This window comes from Paenibacillus sp. HGF5, assembly GCF_000204455.1.
Classification (GTDB): Bacteria; Bacillota; Bacilli; order Paenibacillales; family Paenibacillaceae; genus Paenibacillus_AQ; species Paenibacillus_AQ lautus_A.
In genome coordinates this window covers 1-21,977 of sequence record NZ_AEXS01000162.1, presented here as the reverse complement: position 1 = coordinate 21,977, position 21,977 = coordinate 1, and the positions used below count along the sequence as shown (strand labels likewise).

Here is a 21,977-nt window from a genome sequence, read left to right as displayed (position 1 = left end):
CTCGCCAGCTTAAAGTAAGCATTCAAACGATACGCCTTGACCGTATGGAACTGGGCATCCCGGAGCTCCGTGAGCGAATGAAGCAGATGGCGGAGCATTCCTATGACCAGGTTCGTTCCTTGTCGCTCGAAGAGGTGATCGGGGATGTCGTTGACCTGCAGTTGGACAAGAGCGGAATATCGATATTTGAAATCCGCGAGGAACATGTATTCAGCAAAACGCGGATTGCCCGCGGACATTATGTGTTCGCTCAGGCCAATTCGCTTGCCATTGCCGTGATCAATGAAGAAATCGCATTGACGTCTTCAGCGGATATACGGTTTTTGAGACAGGTGCGCCTCGGCGAGAAATGCATTGCCAAAGCCTACGTCAGGTCCATTGCCGGCCAGAAGGGGAAGGCCAAGGTGGAAGTGTTTACTTATGTCGCTGATGAAATGGTGTTTCAGGGGAATTTCGTAATCTACCGATCTGCAGGGGAATGACATAAGTGAAGGAGGAAATTTGGCATGAGAATTGTGGTTGATGCGATGGGCGGGGACAATGCCCCCCAGAGCAACGTCGACGGCGCGCTGATTGCCGCACGGGAATGGAGCGACACCGAGATCATCCTCGTCGGGGATGAGGCCCAGATTGGAGCCTTTCTGAAGGACAAGCCGTCCAATCTGAAGGTGGTTCATGCGAGCGAAGTCATTGAAGCGGAGGATGAGCCGGTTAAGGCCGTTCGCCGGAAGAAGGATGCGTCGATGGTCGTGGCGGGGCGGATGATTCGGGAAGGCGAAGCGGATGCCATGATCTCGGCGGGCAACACGGGAGCGCTCATGACGACCGGATTGCTCGTCGTGGGCAGGATGAAAGGGATTGAGCGCCCCGCGCTTGCCCCAATGATTCCTACGCTCGACGGCAAGGGGATGCTCGCCTTGGACCTCGGAGCGAATATGGACTCGAAGCCGGAACATTTGCAGCAGTATGCGCTGATGGGCAGCCTGTATCGCGAGAAGGTGCACGGTATCGCCAAACCTCGCGTCGGGCTGTTAAATGTCGGCACCGAGCCGGGCAAGGGCAACGAATTGACGAAACACGCGTATCCGTTGCTTGAGGAATTGCCTATTCATTTTGTTGGCAATGTGGAGTCGCGCGATGTCATGAACGGCGTTTGCGACGTACTTGTCTGCGACGGGTTCTCGGGCAATATTCTGTTAAAGTCGATTGAAGGAACAGCCGGTGCACTCTTTTCGCTGTTGAAGGAGCAGTTCGGCAAGTCCCTTAAGACCAAGATGGCTGCCGCATTGATGATGCCGGAGCTTCGCAGCCTGAAATCGACGCTCGATTATAAGGAGCATGGCGGTGCGCCGCTGCTTGGTCTGGGCGGCCTGGTTGTCAAGAGCCACGGTTCGTCGGATGCGAACGCCATCAAGAATGGGGTTCGTCAAGCCCGAACGGCACTGCAGAACCGGTTGGTAGAGAGTATTTCGAATGAAATCAGCGGGAAGTGAGTGAGGAAATGAACAATTTGCGTCCGGTCGGTATTATTGGCACAGGCAAATACGTGCCTGAAAAGATTTTATCCAATAGCGATTTAGAGAAAATGGTAGATACTAGCGACGAATGGATCGTCTCGATGACGGGGATCCGCGAGCGGCATATTGCCGCGCCGAACGAAGCGACTTCGGATTTGGCTTATCACGCTGCTGTGAATGCGTTGAAATCCGCCGGCATGCAGGCTGAGGATCTGGAATTGATTATTGTGGCGACCATTACGCCGGATATGTTCTTTCCATCGACCGCTTGTTTGCTCCAGGATCGGCTTGGAGCCAAGAAAGCAGCGGCATTTGACCTGTCCGCGGCCTGCTCGGGATTTGTATACGGCCTGGCCACTGCCACCAACTTCGTGAAAACGGGCATGTACAACAACGCCCTGGTCATCGGGGTGGACTGCTTGTCCCGGATTACCGACTATACCGACCGCAACACCTGCGTCCTGTTCGGTGACGGCGCCGGAGCGGCGATCGTAGGCGAAGTGCCGGAAGGCCGCGGATTCCAGGCGTTTGATCTGGGCGCGGAAGGCGCGGGCGGGGCCCATCTGTATATCGAGGCAGGCGGCTCGAGATTGCCTGCGTCCGCTGAAACGATTAACACCAACAAACACTACATTTACATGAACGGCCGCGAAGTGTTCAAGTTTGCGGTGCGGGTCATGGGCACTGCCACGGAAGCCGTCCTATCCAAAGCAGGCATCGACAAAAAGGATATTGATTTATTCGTTCCTCATCAAGCGAACATCCGGATTATCAAGTCGGCCATGGAGCGATTGGAGCTTCCGGAGGAGAAGGTCGTCATCAATGTTGACAAGTATGCCAACACCTCGGCCGCTTCCGTGCCGCTGGCGCTCGTTGAAGCCCAGGAGTCCGGCCGCCTGAAAGAAGGGGACAAGGTGCTGATGGTTGGTTTTGGCGGCGGATTGACATGGGGTTCTTCCGTACTCATCTGGTAAACCGAATGGATTTAACAGGACTAGTGAAAGAAGAGAAGGGAGCCAACGATTTTGGGTAAAACAGCATTTATATTTCCGGGTCAGGGCGCTCAGTCCGTCGGAATGGGAAAAGACGCCTATGATGCGGTTCCTTCCGCACGCGATCTATTTCTAACCGCGGATGCTCAGCTTGGATTTCCGCTCAGCTCCATTATTTTTAATGGCCCTGATGAAGATTTGAAGCAAACCGTCAATACGCAGCCGGCTCTGCTCGCAACCAGCATGGCTTATCTGGAAGCCGTTCGCGGCAAAGGAATCGTGCCGGATTACGTTGCGGGCCATTCCCTCGGCGAGTACAGTGCGCTTGTATGCGCAGGCGTGCTCTCGTTCGAAGAAGCCGTGTCGATCGTTAGAACACGCGGCGAATACATGGAAGCTGCCGTTCCGGGAGGACAAGGCGCCATGGCAGCCGTTCTCGGCGCAGACCGGGAGGCCCTGGCCGAGCTGTGCAAGGGCATTTCGGCAGAGGGGCATGTCGTAGAGCTTGCGAACATGAACTGCCCGGGGCAAATCGTCATCTCCGGTTCGGCTCAAGGCGTTGCAGCTGCTGCAGAAAGAGTCAAGGAAGCCGGCGGCAAGCGGGCCATCCCGCTGGAAGTCAGTGGCCCCTTCCATTCTTCCTTAATGAAGGAGGCGGCAGAGCGTCTGGCCGGCAAACTGGCGCAGGCTTCGTTCAACGCACCTTCCGTACCGGTGGTTGCCAACGTGACGGCCCGTCCGGTGGAAGATGCCGCTGCCATCCGCGGTTTGCTGGTGGAGCAGGTCTATTCCCCTGTGCTGTGGCATGACAGCGTGGAGTGGATGATCGCTCAAGGCGTGGACACCTTCGTCGAGATTGGCCCCGGCAGTGTTCTCAGCGGTTTGATCAAGAAAATTGACAAATCCGTCAAAGTCATGAATGTGAATAGTCTGGAGAGCGTCAACAGTTTGGAGACGGTTGTTTAAACAGCTTTTGATGTCAACCGGATCACTCTGGAAAGGAGGAATAGGTATGAGTGAAGCTCTAAAAGGACAGACTGCGCTTGTTACGGGTGCTTCCCGAGGAATCGGCCGGAGCATTGCTCTCGCACTTGCCGATCTGGGCGCGAACGTTGCTGTCAATTATGCAGGAAGCGAAGCGGCCGCAACCGAGGTTGTGGAGGCGATTCGTGCAAAGGGCGTTTCGGCGATCGCGGTTAAATCCAACGTCGGACGGACCGAGGAAGCCGATGCGATGGTTAAGCAGGTGTTAGAGACTTTTGGTCGAATTGATATCTTGGTGAATAATGCAGGGATTACTAGAGATAATCTAATCATGCGCATGAAGGAAGAGGAGTTCGATCAGGTGATCGAAACGAATCTGAAAGGGGTATTCAATTGCCTCAAAGCGGTGACGCGTCCCATGATGAAGCAGCGCTATGGACGCATTATCAACATATCCTCCGTTGTCGGAGCGCTTGGCAATCCGGGACAGGCCAATTATGTCGCGGCCAAAGCCGGCGTCATCGGTCTGACCAAATCAGCCGCGAGGGAGCTGGCTTCCCGTGGCATTACGGTAAATGCGGTAGCGCCAGGATTTATCGATACCGACATGACTCGTGAACTTCCCGAGGACATGCGCGAAGGCCTGCTTGGCGGAATTCCGCTGGCCCGTTTAGGCCAGCCGGAAGAGATTGCCGGCGTGGTGACTTTCCTAGCATCTTCCAGCGCGTCTTATATGACTGGACAGGTGCTGCATGTGGATGGCGGCATGTACATGTAGAGCCGCTGCTGTTCCGGCGCTTGACGCGCCGGGCGCTAAATCGTTTTCAAATGCCTTCTATGGCAATTTGAAGTCATATCTCGTATAATGACCAAGAGGAGGTGAGCCGGATGTCCGATGTATTGGAACGCGTAAAACGCATCGTTATCGACCGCCTGGGTGTTGACGAAGCCGACGTAACATTAGAAGCATCTTTCAAAGACGACCTTGGAGCTGATTCTCTCGATGTAGTTGAATTGGTGATGGAGTTGGAAGATGAGTTTGATATGGAGATCTCTGATGAAGATGCGGAGAAAATTACGACCGTAGGTGAAGTTGTAAACTACATACAATCTCATACCTAAGTCATTACAGTTAAGTCCCGTTCTTTAGCAAGGCGGGACTTCTCCACATTCAATCAAAGCTTTAGTTCTAACAAGTGATAGATTATTACTGCCTTGGTTCATTTTGAGTCCTTACGGTTTCATAGATGGACGGGCAGTCCATATAGAGGTGAGTCTGTTTGAAACAAAGAGTCGTTGTAACAGGAATGGGAGTCATGACCTCGCTTGGTCAAGATCTTGATACATTCTGGAACAGTTTGATGAAAGGCAAGTCCGGCGTATCCCGCATCGAAGCGTTTGACGTGAGTGATTACACCACGCAGATCGCTGCGTCCATGAAGGATTTCAACCCGGAGGATTACATGGACCGCAAGGAAGCCCGCAAGATGGACCGATTTGTGCAGCTAGCTGTGGCAGCCGGTTCGAAGGCGCTGGAGGACAGCGGTCTTGATATCGGCGTGAATGCCGATGCAGAGCGGGTCGGCGTTTCCATCGGATCGGGTATCGGCGGTTTGGGAACCTGGGAGGATCAGCATAACATCCTGCTGGAAAAAGGCCCGAAACGTGTAAGCCCCTTCTTTATTCCGATGATGATCGCCAACATGGCCTCAGGGCAGATGTCCATCAATCTGGGAGCCAAAGGGCCGAACACCACCCAAGTGACGGCTTGTGCTACCGGAACGCATTCGATCGGCGATTCCTATCGCCTGATTCAGCGCGGCGATGCCGACGTCATGATCTGCGGCGGGGCGGAGGCGACCATTCGTCCGACGGGGATGGCTGGTTTCTGCGCTATGCGCGCAATGTCGACCCGCAATGACGAGCCGGAGAAGGCCAGCCGGCCATTCGATACCGGCCGCGACGGTTTTGTCATGGGTGAAGGTGCCGGCGTGCTCGTCATCGAATCCCTTGAGCACGCGTTGAAACGCGGAGCCAAGATTTATGCCGAGGTGATTGGTTACGGCCTTAGCGCCGATGCCCATCACATTACCGAGCCGGATCCGGACGGGGCAGCCCGCTGTATGAAGATGGCGATCCGCGACGCAGGCATTGCGCCGGAAGACGTGGATTACATTAATGCTCACGGGACTTCTACGCCGGTGGGTGACCGCTCGGAAACGAAGGCCGTAAAGATGGCTCTTGGCGACCATGCATACAAAGTGGCCGTGAGCTCGACCAAGTCGATGACAGGTCACTTGCTTGGGGCCGCCGGCGGTGTCGAGGCGGTTATCTGCGGATTGAGCTTGAAGAACCAGACCATTGCACCGACGATTAACCTGGAGGATCAGGATCCGGAGTGCGATCTGGATTACGTACCGAATCACCCGCGTAAAGCCGATTTGGATGTAGTGATGTCCAATTCGTTCGGGTTTGGCGGGCATAATGCCACGATTATCCTGAAAAAATACGCCGAGTAAGGGGACAGTGTGTTGAGTGGAGATCTGAAGCAGTTACAGCATAAACTTCAAATCCAGTTTCGCAATGCAATGCTGCTGAAGCAGGCCTTTACCCACGCATCTTATGTAAACGAGCATCGCTTCAGTCAGAGCCAGGACAACGAGCGACTTGAATTTCTCGGAGACGCCGTTCTGGAACTGACGGTCAGCGAATTCTTGTACAACCTTTTTCCGGACCGTCCGGAAGGCGAATTAACCAAGCTGCGGGCCGCTATCGTATGCGAGCCTTCCCTGGTGCAATTCGCTGTAAGTCTGGACTTTGGACGTTACGTTCTGCTAGGCAAAGGAGAGGAAATGACGGGCGGTCGAACCCGCCCGGCTCTTCTTGCGGACGTATTCGAATCATTTGTGGGGGCGCTTTATTTGGATCAGGGATTGGAAGCGGTACGCCGGTTTTTGAGCGACCACGTCTTCCCTACGGTGACCGTCAACGGTCGACCGCAGATGAGCGATTATAAGACCGAGCTTCAGGAACTGACCCAGCATCACGGCATGGGCGCACTGGAATATCGTATCGTAGAAGAGCGAGGACCGGCGCATGAGCGGGAGTTTGTCTCGGAGGTATACATGGGAAGCGAATGTCTTGGACGCGGAAGCGGCAGATCCAAGAAAGAAGCCGAGCAGCAGGCAGCGGCGGTAGCCTTAAAGCAGCTGAAACGTGCGGATGCCTAAAGCTTCGCTGATGTGATGACAAACAAAGAGCAAAGAGCAGTCAAGCGGATAACCGGACCCGGATAGGATGACTGTTTTTTGCTCTTTTCGTTGTCTGTCTTTTGTTTAAGGGGACAGCTGCTTATAACGTTGATGGACCTCGTCCAAAGACGGCGGTGAAGCCGATTCTACTTGTGGTACAATAGCAGGAGAGGTGATAGTTCGAATATGTTTTTGAAACGGATCGAGTTAGCAGGATTTAAATCGTTTGCCGACAAGACGGAGATGGAGTTTGTCCGGGGAATCACGGCCGTTGTAGGTCCGAATGGCAGCGGCAAGAGCAATATTTCCGACGGGATCCGCTGGGTGCTTGGCGAGCAAAGCGCTAAATCCCTCCGCGGAGGCAAGATGGAGGACATTATCTTTGCCGGAAGCGATGCGCGTAAAGCGGTCAACTATGGGGAGGTTTCCCTTACGCTGGACAATGAGGACCATGTGCTGCCGCTGGATTTTAACGAGGTGACCGTAACCAGACGGGTGCACCGCAGCGGGGACAGCGAGTATTTCATTAACAGGCAGTCCTGCCGGTTGAAGGATATTACGGAGCTGTTCATGGACACCGGGATCGGCAAAGAAGCCTATTCCATCATTGGACAAGGCCGCATTGAGGAAATTCTGAGTACACGATCAGAAGATCGCCGGGGGATTTTTGAGGAAGCTTCCGGGATCGTTAAATATAAGTCTCGTAAAAAAGAGTCTGTGCGCAAGCTGGATGAAACGGAGCAAAATCTGCTTCGCATCCATGATTTGGTCACCGAGCTGGAGGACCAGATCGGACCGCTCAAAGAGCAGTCCGAGAAGGCGATTCGCTACAAGGAGCTCCGGGAGGAGCTGAAGCACAAGGAAATTTCGCTGTACGTGTATCAGATCGAACAGATACATACCTCATGGAGCGAGGCCAATGCCAAGCTGGAACAGCTGAAGGAAGAGCAGCTTGCCTTATCCACCGTAGTTTCCGCGCATGATGCCAAGCTGGAGAGTGACCGATCGGCCCTGCGCCAGCTGGAGCAGGAAGTTGAGGATCTGCAAAGTCAGCTGCTTCAGTTCAGTGAGCTGTTCGAGAAGAGCGAGGGTTATGGCGAGGTGCTCAAGGAACGCCGCCGCAACCTGGAACGTACGCGCGAGCAGCTGGAAGAAAGCTTGCACTCGGGCGATCATCGTCTGGAAGAGCGTGTAGGCGAGCTCGCGAGAATGAAGAGCAAGCTGCAGGATCTGCAGCAGGAGCTTACCCAGGTTCGGGATCAGCTGTCGGCGGAAGAAGCAAAGCTGGTTGGCGTAACCGGCGGTATCAGCCAGCAGCAGGAAGAGAGCTTGAAGGGGAATTTGCTGGAGCTTATGAACCAAATGGCGCAGGCGCGGAATGAAATCCGGTATGCCGACCAGCAGCAGGAGGCACTCGACCGGCGGATGAACCGGGCGCAGGAGGAATCCGGCAAATGGGAAGCCCTGAAAGAAGATCTGCTCCGTCGCAAAGATAGCATTGATCGAAGCATTGAACGTTTCGGCAAAGAAATTGCGGACCTTCGCAGCGGTTACATCAGCGAAAGCGAGCGGTATCAGTCCCTGCAGAAACTGCAGGAGGAGACGCAGGGAGCCCTTCGGAAATGGGAGCAGAAGCGGGAAGCGCAAATATCCCGCCGGGATACCATGAAAGAGCTTCAGGACGATTTTGACGGATTTATGCTGGGCGTTAAGGAAGTGCTGAAGGCTTCGCGCAAATCCGTGCTCCATGGCGTCCATGGTGCGGTGGCCGAGCTTATTCGCGTGCCGGAGAAGCTGGAGCTTGCGATGGAGACCGCCCTTGGCGCGTCGGTTCAGCATATCGTCATGGAGAACGAATCCGTGTCGAGGCAGGCGATTTCCTTCCTGAAGCAGCGCCAGTTAGGCCGTGCTACATTTCTGCCTTTGGACGTTATTCGTCCAAGGAACGTATCGGCATCCGACCGGCACTTGGCGGAAGGGGAGGCCGGGTTCGTAGGGTTTGGCTCCGAGCTGGTGAAGTATGATTCCAGATACAGCAACATCGTCGGCAGTCTGCTCGGCAATGTCGTTATCGCCGAGACCCTGGAGCAAGCGAATAAGATCGCGGCCCGATTCTCCTATCGATTCCGCGTAGTCACCCTAGAGGGAGACGTCGTCAATGCAGGCGGCTCCATGACGGGCGGCAGTCAGCATAAAAAGACAAGCAGCCTGCTGGGACGCAAACGGCAGCTGGAACAGCTCGATCAGGAAATTTCGGAAACGGAGAAGCAGCTGGAGAAGCTCCAGCAGGGCATTGAAGGCGTTCGGAATCAAATGATTGAATCTCAGGATAAGCTGGACGAGCTTCGCAAAGCCGGAGACGACAAACGGATCGAGGAACAGCAGGCTGCGGGCGACCGCAAGCAGCTGGAGCATGAGCTGCGTCACGTTCTTGAGCAAGCCGAGCTTGCAGGCGAAGAGAAGAGCAGTCAAGAGAAGGAAGCCAAGGAAATTCAGCAAAGCCGTGAACGCGCACAGAAGCTGCTGTCTGAGCTGGAGGAAGAAGAGAAGTCCACCCATCTGGCGATCCAAGCGGCAGAGTTTGCCCGAAAAGCAAATGAATCGGCCAAGGAAGAGCTTCAGAGCCAGCTGACAACCCTCAAGGTTCGCGAAGGAAAGCTGGATCAGGAAACCTTCTCGCTGGAGGAGCAGCTGAAACGCCTGCAATCGGATGTTGACAACCATGAGAAGGAACAGAAGCAGAACCGCACGATGCTGGCCTCCGTTCAAGCAGACTTAAGTCAGAACGAAAGCGAGAGCGTGAAGCAGATCGAGGATCTGAACCAGTACAAGCTGAAGAAGGAAGAAGCCACGCAGCAGCTCGAATTCAAACGGGCGGCACGCACCGCGCTAAGCCGGAAGCTGGAGCTGGAAGAGAGCGAAACCAAGGAACAGCGCACCCAGCTGCGGTCCGTGGATGATCAGCTGCGCCAGACCGAGATTGGGGTAAACCGGCTCGATGTGGAGCTTGAAAATATATTGAAGAAGTTAAGCGAGGACTATGAGCTGAGCTACGAGCTTGCCAAGCAGCGGTATCCGATTCCGGAAGACATCACGGCCGCTCAGAACGAAGTGCGTGATTTGAAGCGGTCGATCACTTCCCTGGGGGACGTCAATCTCGGGGCCATTGAAGAATACCAGCGCGTCAATGAGAGATACCTCTTCCTGAGCGAGCAGAAGGCGGATCTGGTGGAAGCAAAAACGACGCTCTACCAAGTCATTAAGGAAATGGACGATGAAATGTCCAAGCGCTTCAAGCAGACCTTCGATGCCATCCGGCGCGAGTTCGGCACGGTGTTTACGAAGCTGTTCGGAGGAGGACGAGCCGACCTGATCCTGATCGATCCGGAACGTTTGCTTGAGACGGGGATCGATATCGTTGCCCAGCCTCCAGGCAAGAAGCTGCAGAATCTGCAGCTGCTCTCCGGCGGAGAACGTGCATTAACGGCTATGGCGCTGCTGTTTGCCATTTTGCAGGTGAAGCCGGTTCCGTTCTGCGTGCTGGACGAAGTCGAAGCGGCGCTAGATGAAGCGAACGTGGTCCGATTTGCCCAGTATCTGCGCGAATTCTCTGAACAAACGCAGTTTATTGTGGTCACCCACCGCAAAGGAACGATGGAAGAGGCGGACGTGCTGTACGGCGTCACGATGGAGGAAGGCGGCGTGTCGAAGCTGGTATCCGTCAAGCTTGAGAATGAGGAAGCGGAGATTGCCTAATTTAACATAACGACATGGAGGTACGTATGAGCTTTTTTAAGAGGTTAAAAGAGAGCATTTCCAGCAAAACGGAAAACGTAACAAAACAGTTCCGCGACGGGTTGGAGAAAACCCGGAAGGGGTTTATCGAGAAAGTATCGGACCTGGTGATTCGCCGGAAAAAGATCGATGAGGAGTTCTACGAGGAATTGGAAGAGATTCTGATTGGCGCTGACGTCGGCGTCAATACGGTGATGGATCTGATGGACGATCTTCGTGCCGAGGTGAAGAAACGGCGGATCGAGGACGCTGCCGATTTGCAGCCGGTATTGTCCGAGAAGCTGATGGGACTTCTCCGTGATGACAGCAGCAACGAGCTGCGGGAGAATCCGGACGGAATAACGGTCATCCTGTTCGTGGGCGTTAACGGAGTCGGCAAGACAACAACGATTGGCAAGCTGGCGCATCGTTACAAGCAGGAGGGCAAGAAGGTTTTGCTCGCAGCAGGAGACACGTTCCGGGCGGGTGCGATCGAGCAGCTGGAGGTATGGGGAGAGCGGGTTGGCGTAGAAGTCATTAAACAGCAGCCCGGCTCAGACCCGGCAGCCGTCATGTTTGATGCGGTTCAAGCTGCCAAGCAGCGGCAGGCGGATGTCCTGCTCTGCGATACGGCGGGACGCCTTCAGAACAAAACGAATCTGATGGAAGAGCTGAACAAAATCTTCCGCGTCATTCAACGCGAAATTCCAAGTGCCCCGCACGAGGTGCTGATGGTCCTTGACGCGACGACGGGACAGAATGCGTTGAGCCAGGCGAAACTGTTCGGCGAGAAGAGCGGCGTGACCGGCCTCGTGTTAACCAAGCTCGATGGTACGGCTAAGGGCGGAATCGTCATCGCGATTCGTCAAGAGCTGAATTTGCCGGTGAAGCTGGTGGGCTTGGGAGAGAAGATGGGCGATCTCCAGACCTTCGATTCGGAGCAGTTTGTGCATGCTCTCTTTGCGGGTTTAATCAAAGAAGAAGAGAATGCTGCAGAACAACAAGGCTAAACTCTTGTCTAGCGAAAGCGAGCAGGTATATGAAAAGGACCGAAAGACTTACTTTCGGTCCTTTTTCATGTTCTGTTCGGTCCAAGAGCCATGCATACATATTCTTATGAAGAGACGATTCGAACGAATTCAATCGAGCGAAGCGGGATGATGGCGGTATCGGTTGGCGGGCCATAGATGATCGGCGGTACTTTTAAGGTGATGGTTCCCTCGCCCACTTCGTTCAGCGTGCCGATGATGACATCTCCCGACACCGTTACTTCGGTTTCCGAGCCGATAAATCCTTGCAGCCAATCCACGTAGCGCATATCGGTTAACCTCCTTGCCGTAAATGAAAGTTTGAATCCGATCTTCAGATCCCTAAGGGAATTACTGAACGGAAGTAATATTGGCGAACGGAATCAGCACAAGGTCACCGGATGCTTCACGAAGCTGAACGCCGTCTTCGGCGGTGGCCAAAACGATCCCCTCCAAGGTGACAAACGTTGTGCTTACTCGAACCTGTTGACCGGTGCGGACTTCGAAATACTGAGTCAGTTCCGGATTAATAGTTAGCCCCGTGAGCACCTGGCTCTCCAGGGATTCCACTCTATCGGTTAATTGACTGGTTTCCTGGCTTAGAAGCTCGACCTGCCGCGTTAGTTTTTTTACTCGTCCGGCAAGCTTTCTGCAGAACAGGAAGCAACACATGCTCATTCTCCTTTCTGTATTACCAACGGTTGTGCTCTTCGATGTGATCCTTTAAATCGAGGAGCGAGGCTGTGCTTTTTTTCTCGGCTGCCCGGATCAGCGGCATCATCTGCTGCACGTGACCAGGGCCGTATTTTAGGAAGCTCTCGGTTTTATCCACCAGCACATCAAGCGGCTGACGGTAATCCGTAAAGTATTGGCCTAGATGAAAAGAGCTCAGCAGGCTGTGCACTTTGCCCATGGTGCTGAGCGCCAGTACGGGTTTGCCTCCGCGTAAAGCGGCCAGCGATGGATGAAGCTTGAACGAGATCAGATAGTCCACGGATTGTATGAAACGGTAGGTGAGCTCAATATCCATGAGAAACGGCAGCGTTTCAATGGAAGCACCGGGTGTTAGCTCCCTTACCTTCTGCTGTAATTGTAGGCATGTGTTGTAATCGGAATACGCGTTCCCCGGATGATGAATGACCGGAATAAGGACGGCATGATAGCCTACTGCGACAAGATGGCCCAGCAATTTGGTCATATTATCCATCGGGAACGATTCATAGGAAAACACAACAACGCCAATCGTTGGACGATTCGAGAATCGTTTTACCGGGATGTCGGGCTGACGGTAGCCGAATACCATATCTGGGGCCGTTTCGACGTTTCGGTGAAAGCCAGCCCGCTTGGCGATGGCCGACGATCGTTCATCCCGGAACACCGCGCGTTTTGCCTGGGAGATCATCTCCCGGTAGGCGGATACCTGCTCTTCAGGCCAGGTGTGTTCCGGGTAGGCATCGACGATGCCGACGCCGTAAACCCAGGTAGGTTGTCCTTTGAGCTGCGAAGGGAAGTAATACGAATTGAACGAGTAAGGTGTGATCAAATCGCCACCGCCGATGATAAAGGCATCCGTCTGACCGGGATCCAATCGGGAATTCCAAGGATAGACGTGGTGTTCGTGGAATACTTGCCGAAGGGTGTGAAGAAACAAATCATCGCCGAAGTTTCCCATTCCGTAGTAGCCGGAAGCGGCAATATGCATGACGTATCACCTCCTTTTCAAGCGCTAACCCTGCATGGATTGCTTATACCAGGCTTCGAAGAGGCTGCTGCTTCGTTGGCTGGTGCTGCCGCCATAAATGACGCGATGATACAACAGCGCATCCACCATGATCGGCGAACTTTGTTTAAGAACGCGTGCGGTCACATCGATATCTTCGAAGATGCGTCCGAAACGATCCTCGCGATTTCGCCAGCCGCCAACGGCGACCAGGGAAGATTTGCGGTACATTCGGGGAACGAGCGGGTGGCCGTGTTCATGCGATCGATTGAAGGACGGAGAGTATATCGAATATAGCTTGCCGGAGTCAACATTCCTTCTCCATAACGGACCGAGCTGCCGGGTTCGTTCCCAACATCCGTATCTGCCCGTGGCGATCAGCCCGTCCGGATTTTTGTCAAGCGCATCGGATAGGAGAGCAACCGCATCGGGTGCCAGCCAATCATCCCCGTCCAATTCCAGAATATAGTGACCTTTTGCTTCCGTAAGCAGCCGATTCATCATGATCGCCTTTCCTCGGTTACGCGATTCTGCTGTCACCCGTATTCGGCCGTCATGAAAAGCGCAGGCTTCCTTCAGGCTTTCGTCCTCCGAGCCGTCATCGCCGATTAACAGCTCCCAGTTTTCGTTCGTTTGCGCCAGTACGGAACGAATGCTCCAGCCTAAAGTGTCCTTCATGTTATGAATGCTCATGAGAATGGAGACTTCTGGCTGCTGAGACGATTTGGAGGATAAAGCCCCTTCGGGGTCAGCGGCGCTATCTAGCCTCCGTGTTGCAGACAGTATGGGGAGAATATACTCCAGTTCCTTTTGATACGGTGGGTTATGCGCCGCTTCCAGGTGTAACGTTAGGCTGGAATCGACTGGCAGGAGATCATAAGGCAGAAATCTGGCAGCGGGTAGCCTGTCATTCCAGCCGGCGAGGGCGGCAAGAAGCCAGGCTCTTCTCCAATAGATCGGGGCACCGCTCATACATATACAGACGATATGGTCCGGAATATGAAGCGGCATTGGGATCAGAGCCGACGATGCCCGATGGGTAAACGACAAGCTGCAGCTCCATAAAATCCACTCGCGGTCTGTTCCTGAGACTTCCTGAATGACCCGCTCACGATAAGATGCGGCATCGGTGGACCTATAGCCGAACGGCTGCGTACGAATCATGGCGTAAGGGATCACTGGGCATTCATGCTTTTGTTCATGATGGCTTGCCGGATCACTTGATCGGCTTTCAATCCGCGTTCAACCCAGCGGTTCTCTCTGGCGAAGGCTATGCGGGCGAGCTTATGCTCTGCCGTATCCGGGCGATCCAGCATGGCTGCCAGCTTGCTCAGGAAATCATCATGGGTCGTCGCTGTGGTGACGTGCGGCTCCATGGCAATGCATTCCGGCAGCGCCGTTGACAGCACCCGGACGCCGGAAGCCATATACTCGTATGCTTTGACCGGATTGGTAGCGAGCGTAATCGGATGGTACTGGAAGGGAATCAATGCAACGTCGATATGAGTAAGGTAACGCTTCAGCTCTTGGTGCGGCTTTTCCCCGAGAATATGCACGTTCTGAAGCTTCGAATAATCGCCGGAGCTGCCGTAAGGAGCACCAATGGAAACGAACTGGACGTTCGGAAACCGGAGGGCGGCCTTAGCGAACAGCTCATGGTCCACCCAATAAGCCCAGGCTCCGATATAAGCAACAACAGGACCCGGAGGGAGATCGGCGGGTCTTTCGCTGAATGGAATATGAAAAAATGAAGAATCAGCTCCATTCGGGATCAGGGTGAGCGGTTTATCCGGATAAGCCAGGGACAACCGGGTGTGGATCACCTCTGCGGTACACACGACATGGTCCGCCTCATCAATCATTTTCGGTTCATATTTAGCCCAATGCGGAAATTCGTCACAGCAGTCGTAGATCGTAATATCGGGCTTGAAAAGCGTGGAAATGCGCGTCCGGAGCTTAGACCAGGTGGTCCAGACGACAATGGGATGTTTTTTGCGGAGGGCAGGCAGCTTTTTGTGCAGAAACGTTTTGGTATCGGTGAACAGATACACATTCGGTTCAATTTCTTTGAACTCGTTATCGAGCGGGGCCAGGTTTTCGAAGAAAACCTGATGACCAAGCGAGCCCAATTGCGCCATAAGCTGCTGCGGTCTCTGTTTCATGTACGACCAGTTCATCGTTCTCGGATAAATGATGACAGCCAAGAGGTTTCCTCCTTTCTTTTGTACTCGGGATAATATATGCGTTGCTAGCTTCATAGAATTGGACGAATGCGCCGAATCGCTGAAAAATGGTTGATTTCTACAAGCTTTCCCCTGGCCGGAACGAATCTATCAGCTTCCCATATATTGCTTAAAATATGACGTTTTCAATCCTGTCTTTTCATATAAAAAGAGGGAGAGTGAAGGTTCGTGAATTCCAAGAAGGTTCTTGTTGTGTTCGGAACGCGTCCCTACCCCAAAGAAGCCGATATGGGGGTCCGCTGGATTTTGCATGCCGGCAGAGCTTATAATGAAGTATAAGTCGGGTTCAGAAAGTCAGGTGTTCAGCACCGAAGCTTAAACTTCCGATGTGCGTTTATTCAAAACGCTTCAGTTGGATGAAGGTAGATGATGGCTTTTTGAAAAACCTCTATAAGATTTCAAGCGAAAGGATACTGTTATGGCCAATACTTACACTTATCCGCGCAGAGAAGAGATAGCGAACGCAATAACGCATGGCATAGGAGCCGCGTTAAGCGTTGCCGCGCTGGTGCTCCTGATCGTTTTTTCAAGCTTGAAGGGCACGGCCTGGCATGTTGTGAGCTTTACGATCTACGGATCCACGATGCTTCTGCTGTATTTGAGCTCTACGCTCGTTCACGGCTTGAGGGACGGGAAAGCCAAGGATTTCTTTGAGTTCATGGACCACTCTTCCATTTATTTGTTTATCGCGGGGACATATACGCCATTCCTGTTGGTCGCCATCCGGGGGCCGCTGGGCTGGAGTCTCTTCGGAATCGTATGGGGCATCGCGCTGTTCGGCGTCGTATTTAAAGCGTTTTTTGTCAAAAAGTTTCTGTTCCTCTCCACGATTTTCTACATTGCGATGGGCTGGCTGATCGTCATTGCCTGGAATCCGTTAACGGCGGTAGTCGCGCCTCAAGGCATGAATTTGCTTGTTCTTGGCGGCGTGCTGTACACGCTGGGTACCATTTTCTATGTATGGAGAGGTTTCCCGTACCATCATGCCATCTGGCATTTGTTTGTGCTGGCAGGCTCGGTTCTCCACTTTTTTGCGATACTGATTTACCTTCTGCCTATCGGTTGAACCGCTGGGAAGACGGCTTTCTGCACATGATGAAGGATGACAAGGGAAATGGCTTGACATCCTTCTTCGTTTTATGTATGATAAGGTTCGTTAAGCGAACTGTAAAGTGTTTTTCCTTGACGAGGGGGTGCCCTTAAATGAGTCAGGAGAATCGGCTCGAGAAGACGAACCGGATCAATTTGCTGTTCGATTTCTATGAGCAGCTGCTGACAGAGAAACAGCAGACCTTTTTGAAATATTATTTCCATGACGATTTTTCCCTGGGTGAAATCGCCGGCGAATTTGAGATTAGTCGTCAGGCCGTCTATGAGCATATTAAGCGCGCAGAGCAGGTGCTCGAGTCTTATGAAGAGAAGCTGGGGCTCCTGAGCAAGCATGAGGCGCGTGTCCGAGAGCTGGATAAGTTTCGGGAAATGGTGGAGACTAGCGACCTGGACGAACATGATAAGCATGTAATGACCGATATGGTCGAACGATTAAAAGTATGGGATTAAGTATGAACGGAGGTGGCGGATATGGCGTTTGAAGGATTGACCAGCAGACTACAGAATGTGTTCAGCAAGCTTCGTGGTAAAGGCAAGGTGTCCGAAGAAGATGTAACAGCCGCCATGCGTGAAGTTAGACTCGCGCTTCTGGAAGCCGACGTTAACTTCAAAGTGGTTAAGGATTTCGTATCCAAAGTAAAAGAGAAGGCCATCGGCAAGGAAGTGATGGACAGCTTTACGCCCGGCATGGTGATCATCGACATCGTTAACAAAGAGCTGACGGAGTTGATGGGGGGAAGCCAAGCCAAACTGGCGAAGAGCAATAAGCCGCCGACGGTCATTATGATGGCCGGTTTGCAAGGTGCCGGTAAGACAACGACCTCGGGCAAGCTGGCTAAGCTGCTTCAGAAGCAGAACAGCCGACCGCTGCTCGTGGCAGGCGACATCTATCGTCCCGCTGCGATCAAGCAGCTCGAAGTGCTCGGCAATCAGATCAATGTGCCGGTATTCTCCTTAGGAGACAAGACAAGCCCGGTTGAAATCGCGAAGCAGGGCCTGCAGCATGCCAAAGATAACGGCCACGATTATGTCATTATCGATACCGCCGGCCGGCTGCACGTCGATGAAGAGCTGATGGAAGAATTGAAGCAGATCCACAGCGTGGTGAATCCTGATGAAGTCCTGCTTGTCGTTGATGCGATGACAGGTCAGGATGCGGTGAATGTCGCGGAAAGCTTCAACCAGCAGCTGACGCTCACGGGCGTCGTGCTGACAAAGCTGGACGGTGACACCCGAGGCGGTGCTGCCCTCTCGGTTAAGGCCGTTACCGGATGTCCGATTAAATTTGCGGCGCTCGGGGAGAAGATTGATGCGCTCGAGCCGTTCCATCCGGAACGGATGGCATCGCGGATCCTCGGCATGGGCGATATGCTGTCTCTTATCGAGAAAGCACAATCGAACATTGATGCGGACAAGGCCAAGGAAATGGAACGTAAGATGCGCAATGCCGAATTTACGTTCGAGGATTTCCTGGAGCAGATGGATCAGGTGAAGAAACTCGGTCCTCTGGATCAGCTGATGGATATGATTCCCGGCATGGGCAAGATGAAGCAAGCCAAGGATCTCAAGGTTGACGAGAAGCAGATGGGACGCATCGAGGCAATTGTCCACTCCATGACAACGGCGGAGAAGCAGCAGCCTGATATCATCAATCACAACCGTCGTAAACGGATTGCGGCAGGCAGCGGAACCTCGCTGGCTGAAGTGAACCGGCTCATCAAGCAGTTTGACGAAATGCGCCGTGTGATGAAGCAATTCTCGGATATGATGGGTCCTAAAGGCGGAAAGAACAAGGCTTTGAAGCAGCTGAAGGGCCTGACCGGCGGAAAAGGCATGAAGTTTCCGTTCCGTTAAGCCCCGGTTATATCGAATGGACATTTTTTGAAGGAGGTGAATTTTCAAATGGCAGTACGTATTCGTCTGAAACGCATGGGTGCTCACAAGGCTCCTTTCTACCGCGTGGTGGTTTCTGATTCCCGTTCCCCACGTGACGGCCGTTTTATCGAGGAAATCGGTTATTACAATCCGGTTGCTCAACCGGCTGAAGTTAAGATCGATGAAGAGAAAGCACTGAACTGGCTTCAAAATGGTGCGCAAGCATCTGACACGGTTCGCAACTTGCTTAGCAAAGCGGGCGTAATGAAGAAGTTTCATGAGCTGAAGCATCAGAAATAAGACTGATCGCGAGGGTTATCTATGGAAGAATTAGTTCGCGTTATTGCTAAGGCTTTAGTGGATCATCCAGAAGATGTGACTGTGAAAACCGTTGAGAAGGAGCACTTGATTGTATATGAACTGTACGTGCATCCTGACGATGTCGGGAAGGTCATAGGCAAACAAGGGCGTATCGCCAAATCATTGCGTACAGTCGTTACATCGGCGGCAGTTAAAATGGATAAACGGGTGACCGTTGATATCATTTCTTAAAATATACGAAAGGGGGTTAGGATGCATGTCCTAGCCCTTTTTCGTACATGCTGAAGAAATCAGCCGGTCATACCAGCTTGGAACGTTCATTAAGTGATGCAGGAGGAAGACCATGTCTGAAAAGTTGTATACCGTAGGCAAAATCGTGAACACGCACGGCATTCGCGGCGAAGTTAAGGTCATGCCGCATACGGATTTTGCCGACCAGCGTTTTGCCGCGAAGAGCAAGCTGTATATCGTTCCCGACAAAGGGAATAAGATTGAAGTAACGGTCGAAACATCCCGCTTTCATAAAAACATGTATGTCCTGAAATTCAAGGAGCTTCATGGGATTAACGAGGCTGAAAAATATAAGGGCTCGCTGCTGAAAATCACCGAGGATCTTCAGGAGGAGCTTCCGGAGAACGAGTACTATTTCCACGAGATCATTGGTTGCAAGGTGATGACGGATGAGGAACCGGCTGAGGAGCTTGGCACGATTTCCGAGATTTTGACGCCAGGCGCCAATGACGTATGGGTTGTCAAAACGCCTAAGGGAAAAGAAATTCTTCTCCCGGCCATACCGGATGTCGTGCTGGATGTCGACAAGGAATCGAAGCTTGTCCGCGTGCATCTGATGGAAGGGTTGTTATAGTCCATGCGGATTGATGTGTTGACGCTGTTTCCCGAAATGTTTGATGGCGTGTTCCATTCGAGTATTCTGGGTAAAGCGGCCGAGAAAGAAATCGTGAACCTGAATGCCATCAATTTCCGCCAGTATGCCGGGAACAAGCATGGGCAAGTCGATGATACGCCATATGGAGGCGGTGGCGGAATGGTGTTAAAACCGGACCCGATTTTTGCTGCGGTAGAGGACATCCTCGCTTCGAATCCGAATGAGATTTCGAATCATGGTGAGGGAGCTCATCCTGCCGGAGAGATTTCGGCTGAAATCACCGGCGCAGCCAAACCTCCGCGAGTCATTCTGATGTGCCCGCAAGGAGAGACTTTTACGCAGAAGAAGGCGGAAGAGTTGTCTCAAGAAGAGCATCTGGTGTTTATATGCGGGCATTACGAAGGTTACGATGAACGAATCCGCGAGTTTCTCGTGACGGATGAGTTATCCATCGGAGATTACGTGCTTACCGGCGGAGAGCTGCCGGCCATGGTGGTCATCGATTCCGTCGTCCGATTGCTGCCGGGTGTACTTGGGAATGAAACCTCGGCGGTGACGGATTCATTCAGTACAGGCCTGCTGGAATACCCGCACTATACACGTCCGGCGGAGTTTCGCGGCTGGAAGGTGCCGGATATTTTGCTAAGCGGTCATCATGCGAATATCGATGTATGGCGCCGTGAACAAGCGCTTAAACGGACATGGGAAAGACGCCCTGAATTGTTGGAGGGACTGGAGCTTTCGAAACAGGATAAGACGTATCTTGAGAAATTACGTGCCCAAAGCGGCAAGGGAAAATGAAACGAATAACTTGGATGACGAAAAGAGAGGGCTTCTCGTAAATGGGCCTTCTCTTTTTTTGTTGCGGCTCAACTGTGAGATTTCGAACCTATTGTTCGCCCAGTGAATAGTCTGCAGATATGGGTGTTTGCTGAGTCCAGAGAAGCAGAACGAGGAGTGAAGCATATTGGATTCCCCACGGAGAGGAAATCGCGGCAAATTGAAGTGCACGACTTCACGAAAAACAGTGCCCAGGCGAACGAGGTTAAGAGAGCTTTGGTTGAGCCGCCTGGTTTGGTCGTTTCGCCAGTTGAGAGTACTTGTCCGCATATTCATTGAGCAACCGGTAAATGAAAACTTCATTCGGCTAAAAAGACAAGTTCAACGGATCCAAAAATTGTTGTCTTCCAATATGTCACTCTCTAGAAGCGAAAAGCGATTTATTCGTATGGCCGCTGAACAAGTATTGGTTATTTCTAATATGAACAATAGCAGAGAAATTATAGATCGAATAAACTTTTTTGCAGTACTTATCCTTTCTTATGCCGAGCGCATCGGAATAGGAAGATTGATTAGATCATCCGTTCTTGAAATTAGCAGTTCTCTCAACAGATGGGGTTATGCACAAGAAAGAATGGATTTGATCCCATTACACAACTTGGTCGATAATCTCCCGTTATATATTGCGGACGCAGTGACGAATCCAGGGATGGAATCCGCGAATAGATTAGGAGTTGTTTTTGAAGACATCAATCAACAATTGTCCCTATTGGGGGCTTCAGCAGCGCAGCGGGAAGCTTTGCAGACAGCGCCTCAGGACGTAATAGCATCACTGGTGGAAGGCGCGTCTCCTATGCAAGTGAATGATCGATTGATGAATTATACCAATATGCTTGGAGAAACGGTAACAACTTTGGATATACCGACAACTGATCGGAATGGGTTGTTGTTTTCTTTGTTATCTGTTTCAAGAATAAGTGCCGAAAGCGTTCAAAGTATGATGATGCAGGATTTCGCTGAAAATGTACAAGATCTAACGGGACCGACGGGTGAAACAGGAGCCGCAGGTCCCCAAGGAGTACCGGGTGTTCCTGGTGCAGCGGGGTCAACGGGAGCGACGGGTGCAGCAGGTGCAAGAGGAGCGGCGGGAGCGGTAGGAGTAACAGGTGCAGCGGGAATGACAGGCGAGATAGGAGCAACCGGAGCGACGGGATTGACGGGTGTGACAGGATCGACAGGAGCAACAGGAGCAACGGGAGCAACGGGTGCAAGGGGTGCAACCGGAGCTACAGGAGTAACCGGGGCAACGGGATCTACCGGAGCCACTGGAGTAGCAGGGGTAACGGGAGTTACAGGAGCAACAGGAGCAACGGGAGCAACAGGAGCGGCAGGAGTGACAGGAGCAACAGGAGCCACCGGGGTAACAGGAGCCACGGGTGCAACGGGGGTAACAGGAGCAACAGGGGTAACCGGGCAACAGGAGCCACGGGAGCAAC

23 protein-coding genes are annotated in these 21,977 nt (G+C 52.7%); 18 read left to right on the top strand and 5 right to left on the bottom strand.

The window, feature by feature from the left end; genetic code table 11:
* The 10 genes from fapR to ftsY form a co-directional block, all read left to right on the top strand.
* Positions 1 to 482 (top strand): transcription factor FapR (gene fapR, locus HMPREF9412_RS26905; protein WP_009594992.1); only part of this gene is annotated, 482 nt, incomplete at its 5' end.
* 24 nt (positions 483 to 506) lie between these two features.
* Positions 507 to 1,493, top strand: coding sequence for a phosphate acyltransferase PlsX (gene plsX, locus HMPREF9412_RS26900; RefSeq protein ID WP_009594999.1), 987 nt, complete (start codon positions 507 to 509; stop codon positions 1,491 to 1,493).
* A gap of 8 nt (positions 1,494 to 1,501) precedes the next feature.
* On the top strand, positions 1,502 to 2,491 hold the full coding sequence (locus tag HMPREF9412_RS26895; protein WP_009594985.1) for a beta-ketoacyl-ACP synthase III: 990 nt from the start codon (positions 1,502 to 1,504) through the stop codon (positions 2,489 to 2,491).
* A 51-nt stretch (positions 2,492 to 2,542) separates the two neighbouring features.
* The gene (gene fabD, locus HMPREF9412_RS26890; protein ID WP_009594994.1) at positions 2,543 to 3,475 is read left to right on the top strand and encodes an ACP S-malonyltransferase; all 933 of its coding nucleotides are present in this window, start codon (positions 2,543 to 2,545) and stop codon (positions 3,473 to 3,475) included.
* 46 nt (positions 3,476 to 3,521) lie between these two features.
* Positions 3,522 to 4,271, top strand: coding sequence for a 3-oxoacyl-[acyl-carrier-protein] reductase (gene fabG / locus HMPREF9412_RS26885; RefSeq protein ID WP_009594984.1), 750 nt, complete (start codon positions 3,522 to 3,524; stop codon positions 4,269 to 4,271).
* Between the two features lie 110 nt (positions 4,272 to 4,381).
* Positions 4,382 to 4,615: an acyl carrier protein gene (acpP, locus tag HMPREF9412_RS26880; RefSeq protein ID WP_006211375.1), complete on the top strand. Its 234-nt coding sequence runs from the start codon at positions 4,382 to 4,384 to the stop codon at positions 4,613 to 4,615.
* A 158-nt stretch (positions 4,616 to 4,773) separates the two neighbouring features.
* Positions 4,774 to 6,012, top strand: a complete 1,239-nt coding sequence (gene fabF, locus HMPREF9412_RS26875) for a beta-ketoacyl-ACP synthase II (protein WP_009594987.1) — start codon at positions 4,774 to 4,776, stop codon at positions 6,010 to 6,012.
* Positions 6,013 to 6,024: 12 nt separating this feature from the next.
* Entirely contained in the window at positions 6,025 to 6,723 is a 699-nt protein-coding gene (rnc, locus tag HMPREF9412_RS26870) for a ribonuclease III (RefSeq protein WP_036663972.1), read from the top strand.
* Positions 6,724 to 6,930: 207 nt separating this feature from the next.
* A complete protein-coding gene (gene smc / locus HMPREF9412_RS26865) occupies positions 6,931 to 10,500 on the top strand; it encodes a chromosome segregation protein SMC (protein ID WP_009594988.1) in 3,570 nt (1,189 codons plus the stop codon).
* A gap of 26 nt (positions 10,501 to 10,526) precedes the next feature.
* Positions 10,527 to 11,528: a signal recognition particle-docking protein FtsY gene (gene ftsY, locus HMPREF9412_RS26860; protein WP_009595001.1), complete on the top strand. Its 1,002-nt coding sequence runs from the start codon at positions 10,527 to 10,529 to the stop codon at positions 11,526 to 11,528.
* Between the two features lie 104 nt (positions 11,529 to 11,632).
* Here ftsY and HMPREF9412_RS26855 read toward each other — a convergent pair whose 3' ends face one another.
* The 5 genes from HMPREF9412_RS26855 to HMPREF9412_RS26835 form a co-directional block, all read right to left on the bottom strand.
* Positions 11,633 to 11,836 carry a hypothetical protein gene (locus tag HMPREF9412_RS26855; protein WP_009594997.1) on the bottom strand — a complete coding sequence of 68 codons (204 nt, stop codon included), beginning with the start codon at positions 11,834 to 11,836 and terminating at the stop codon, positions 11,633 to 11,635.
* Between the two features lie 61 nt (positions 11,837 to 11,897).
* Entirely contained in the window at positions 11,898 to 12,218 is a 321-nt protein-coding gene (locus HMPREF9412_RS26850; RefSeq protein WP_009594995.1) for a hypothetical protein, read from the bottom strand.
* 19 nt (positions 12,219 to 12,237) lie between these two features.
* On the bottom strand, positions 12,238 to 13,248 hold the full coding sequence (locus HMPREF9412_RS26845) for a polysaccharide pyruvyl transferase family protein (RefSeq protein WP_009594998.1): 1,011 nt from the start codon (positions 13,246 to 13,248) through the stop codon (positions 12,238 to 12,240).
* Between the two features lie 24 nt (positions 13,249 to 13,272).
* The gene (locus tag HMPREF9412_RS26840; protein WP_009594986.1) at positions 13,273 to 14,445 is read right to left on the bottom strand and encodes a glycosyltransferase family 2 protein; all 1,173 of its coding nucleotides are present in this window, start codon (positions 14,443 to 14,445) and stop codon (positions 13,273 to 13,275) included.
* On the bottom strand, positions 14,442 to 15,470 hold the full coding sequence (locus tag HMPREF9412_RS26835; RefSeq protein WP_009595000.1) for a glycosyltransferase: 1,029 nt from the start codon (positions 15,468 to 15,470) through the stop codon (positions 14,442 to 14,444). The genes HMPREF9412_RS26840 and HMPREF9412_RS26835 overlap by 4 nt, the downstream gene beginning before the upstream one ends.
* A 457-nt stretch (positions 15,471 to 15,927) precedes the next feature.
* Here HMPREF9412_RS26835 and trhA point away from each other — a divergent pair, with 457 nt between their 5' ends.
* The 8 genes from trhA to HMPREF9412_RS32275 form a co-directional block, all read left to right on the top strand.
* A complete protein-coding gene (gene trhA, locus HMPREF9412_RS26830; protein ID WP_009594983.1) occupies positions 15,928 to 16,575 on the top strand; it encodes a PAQR family membrane homeostasis protein TrhA in 648 nt (215 codons plus the stop codon).
* Between the two features lie 137 nt (positions 16,576 to 16,712).
* Positions 16,713 to 17,069 (top strand): putative DNA-binding protein, encoded by a 357-nt coding sequence (locus HMPREF9412_RS26825; protein ID WP_009594991.1) that lies wholly within the window; start codon positions 16,713 to 16,715, stop codon positions 17,067 to 17,069.
* Between the two features lie 21 nt (positions 17,070 to 17,090).
* On the top strand, positions 17,091 to 18,473 hold the full coding sequence (ffh, locus tag HMPREF9412_RS26820) for a signal recognition particle protein (protein WP_009594989.1): 1,383 nt from the start codon (positions 17,091 to 17,093) through the stop codon (positions 18,471 to 18,473).
* 48 nt (positions 18,474 to 18,521) lie between these two features.
* Positions 18,522 to 18,794 carry a 30S ribosomal protein S16 gene (gene rpsP / locus HMPREF9412_RS26815; RefSeq protein ID WP_006211361.1) on the top strand — a complete coding sequence of 91 codons (273 nt, stop codon included), beginning with the start codon at positions 18,522 to 18,524 and terminating at the stop codon, positions 18,792 to 18,794.
* A 21-nt stretch (positions 18,795 to 18,815) separates the two neighbouring features.
* Complete coding sequence (locus HMPREF9412_RS26810) at positions 18,816 to 19,046, top strand: KH domain-containing protein (protein ID WP_006211360.1); 231 nt, start codon at positions 18,816 to 18,818, stop codon at positions 19,044 to 19,046.
* A 112-nt stretch (positions 19,047 to 19,158) separates the two neighbouring features.
* On the top strand, positions 19,159 to 19,680 hold the full coding sequence (gene rimM, locus HMPREF9412_RS26805) for a ribosome maturation factor RimM (protein ID WP_009594996.1): 522 nt from the start codon (positions 19,159 to 19,161) through the stop codon (positions 19,678 to 19,680).
* A 3-nt stretch (positions 19,681 to 19,683) separates the two neighbouring features.
* The gene (trmD, locus tag HMPREF9412_RS26800; RefSeq protein WP_009594990.1) at positions 19,684 to 20,502 is read left to right on the top strand and encodes a tRNA (guanosine(37)-N1)-methyltransferase TrmD; all 819 of its coding nucleotides are present in this window, start codon (positions 19,684 to 19,686) and stop codon (positions 20,500 to 20,502) included.
* Between the two features lie 289 nt (positions 20,503 to 20,791).
* Positions 20,792 to 21,977: collagen-like repeat preface domain-containing protein (locus HMPREF9412_RS32275; RefSeq protein ID WP_254664120.1), on the top strand; the 1,186-nt coding region annotated here is incomplete at its 3' end.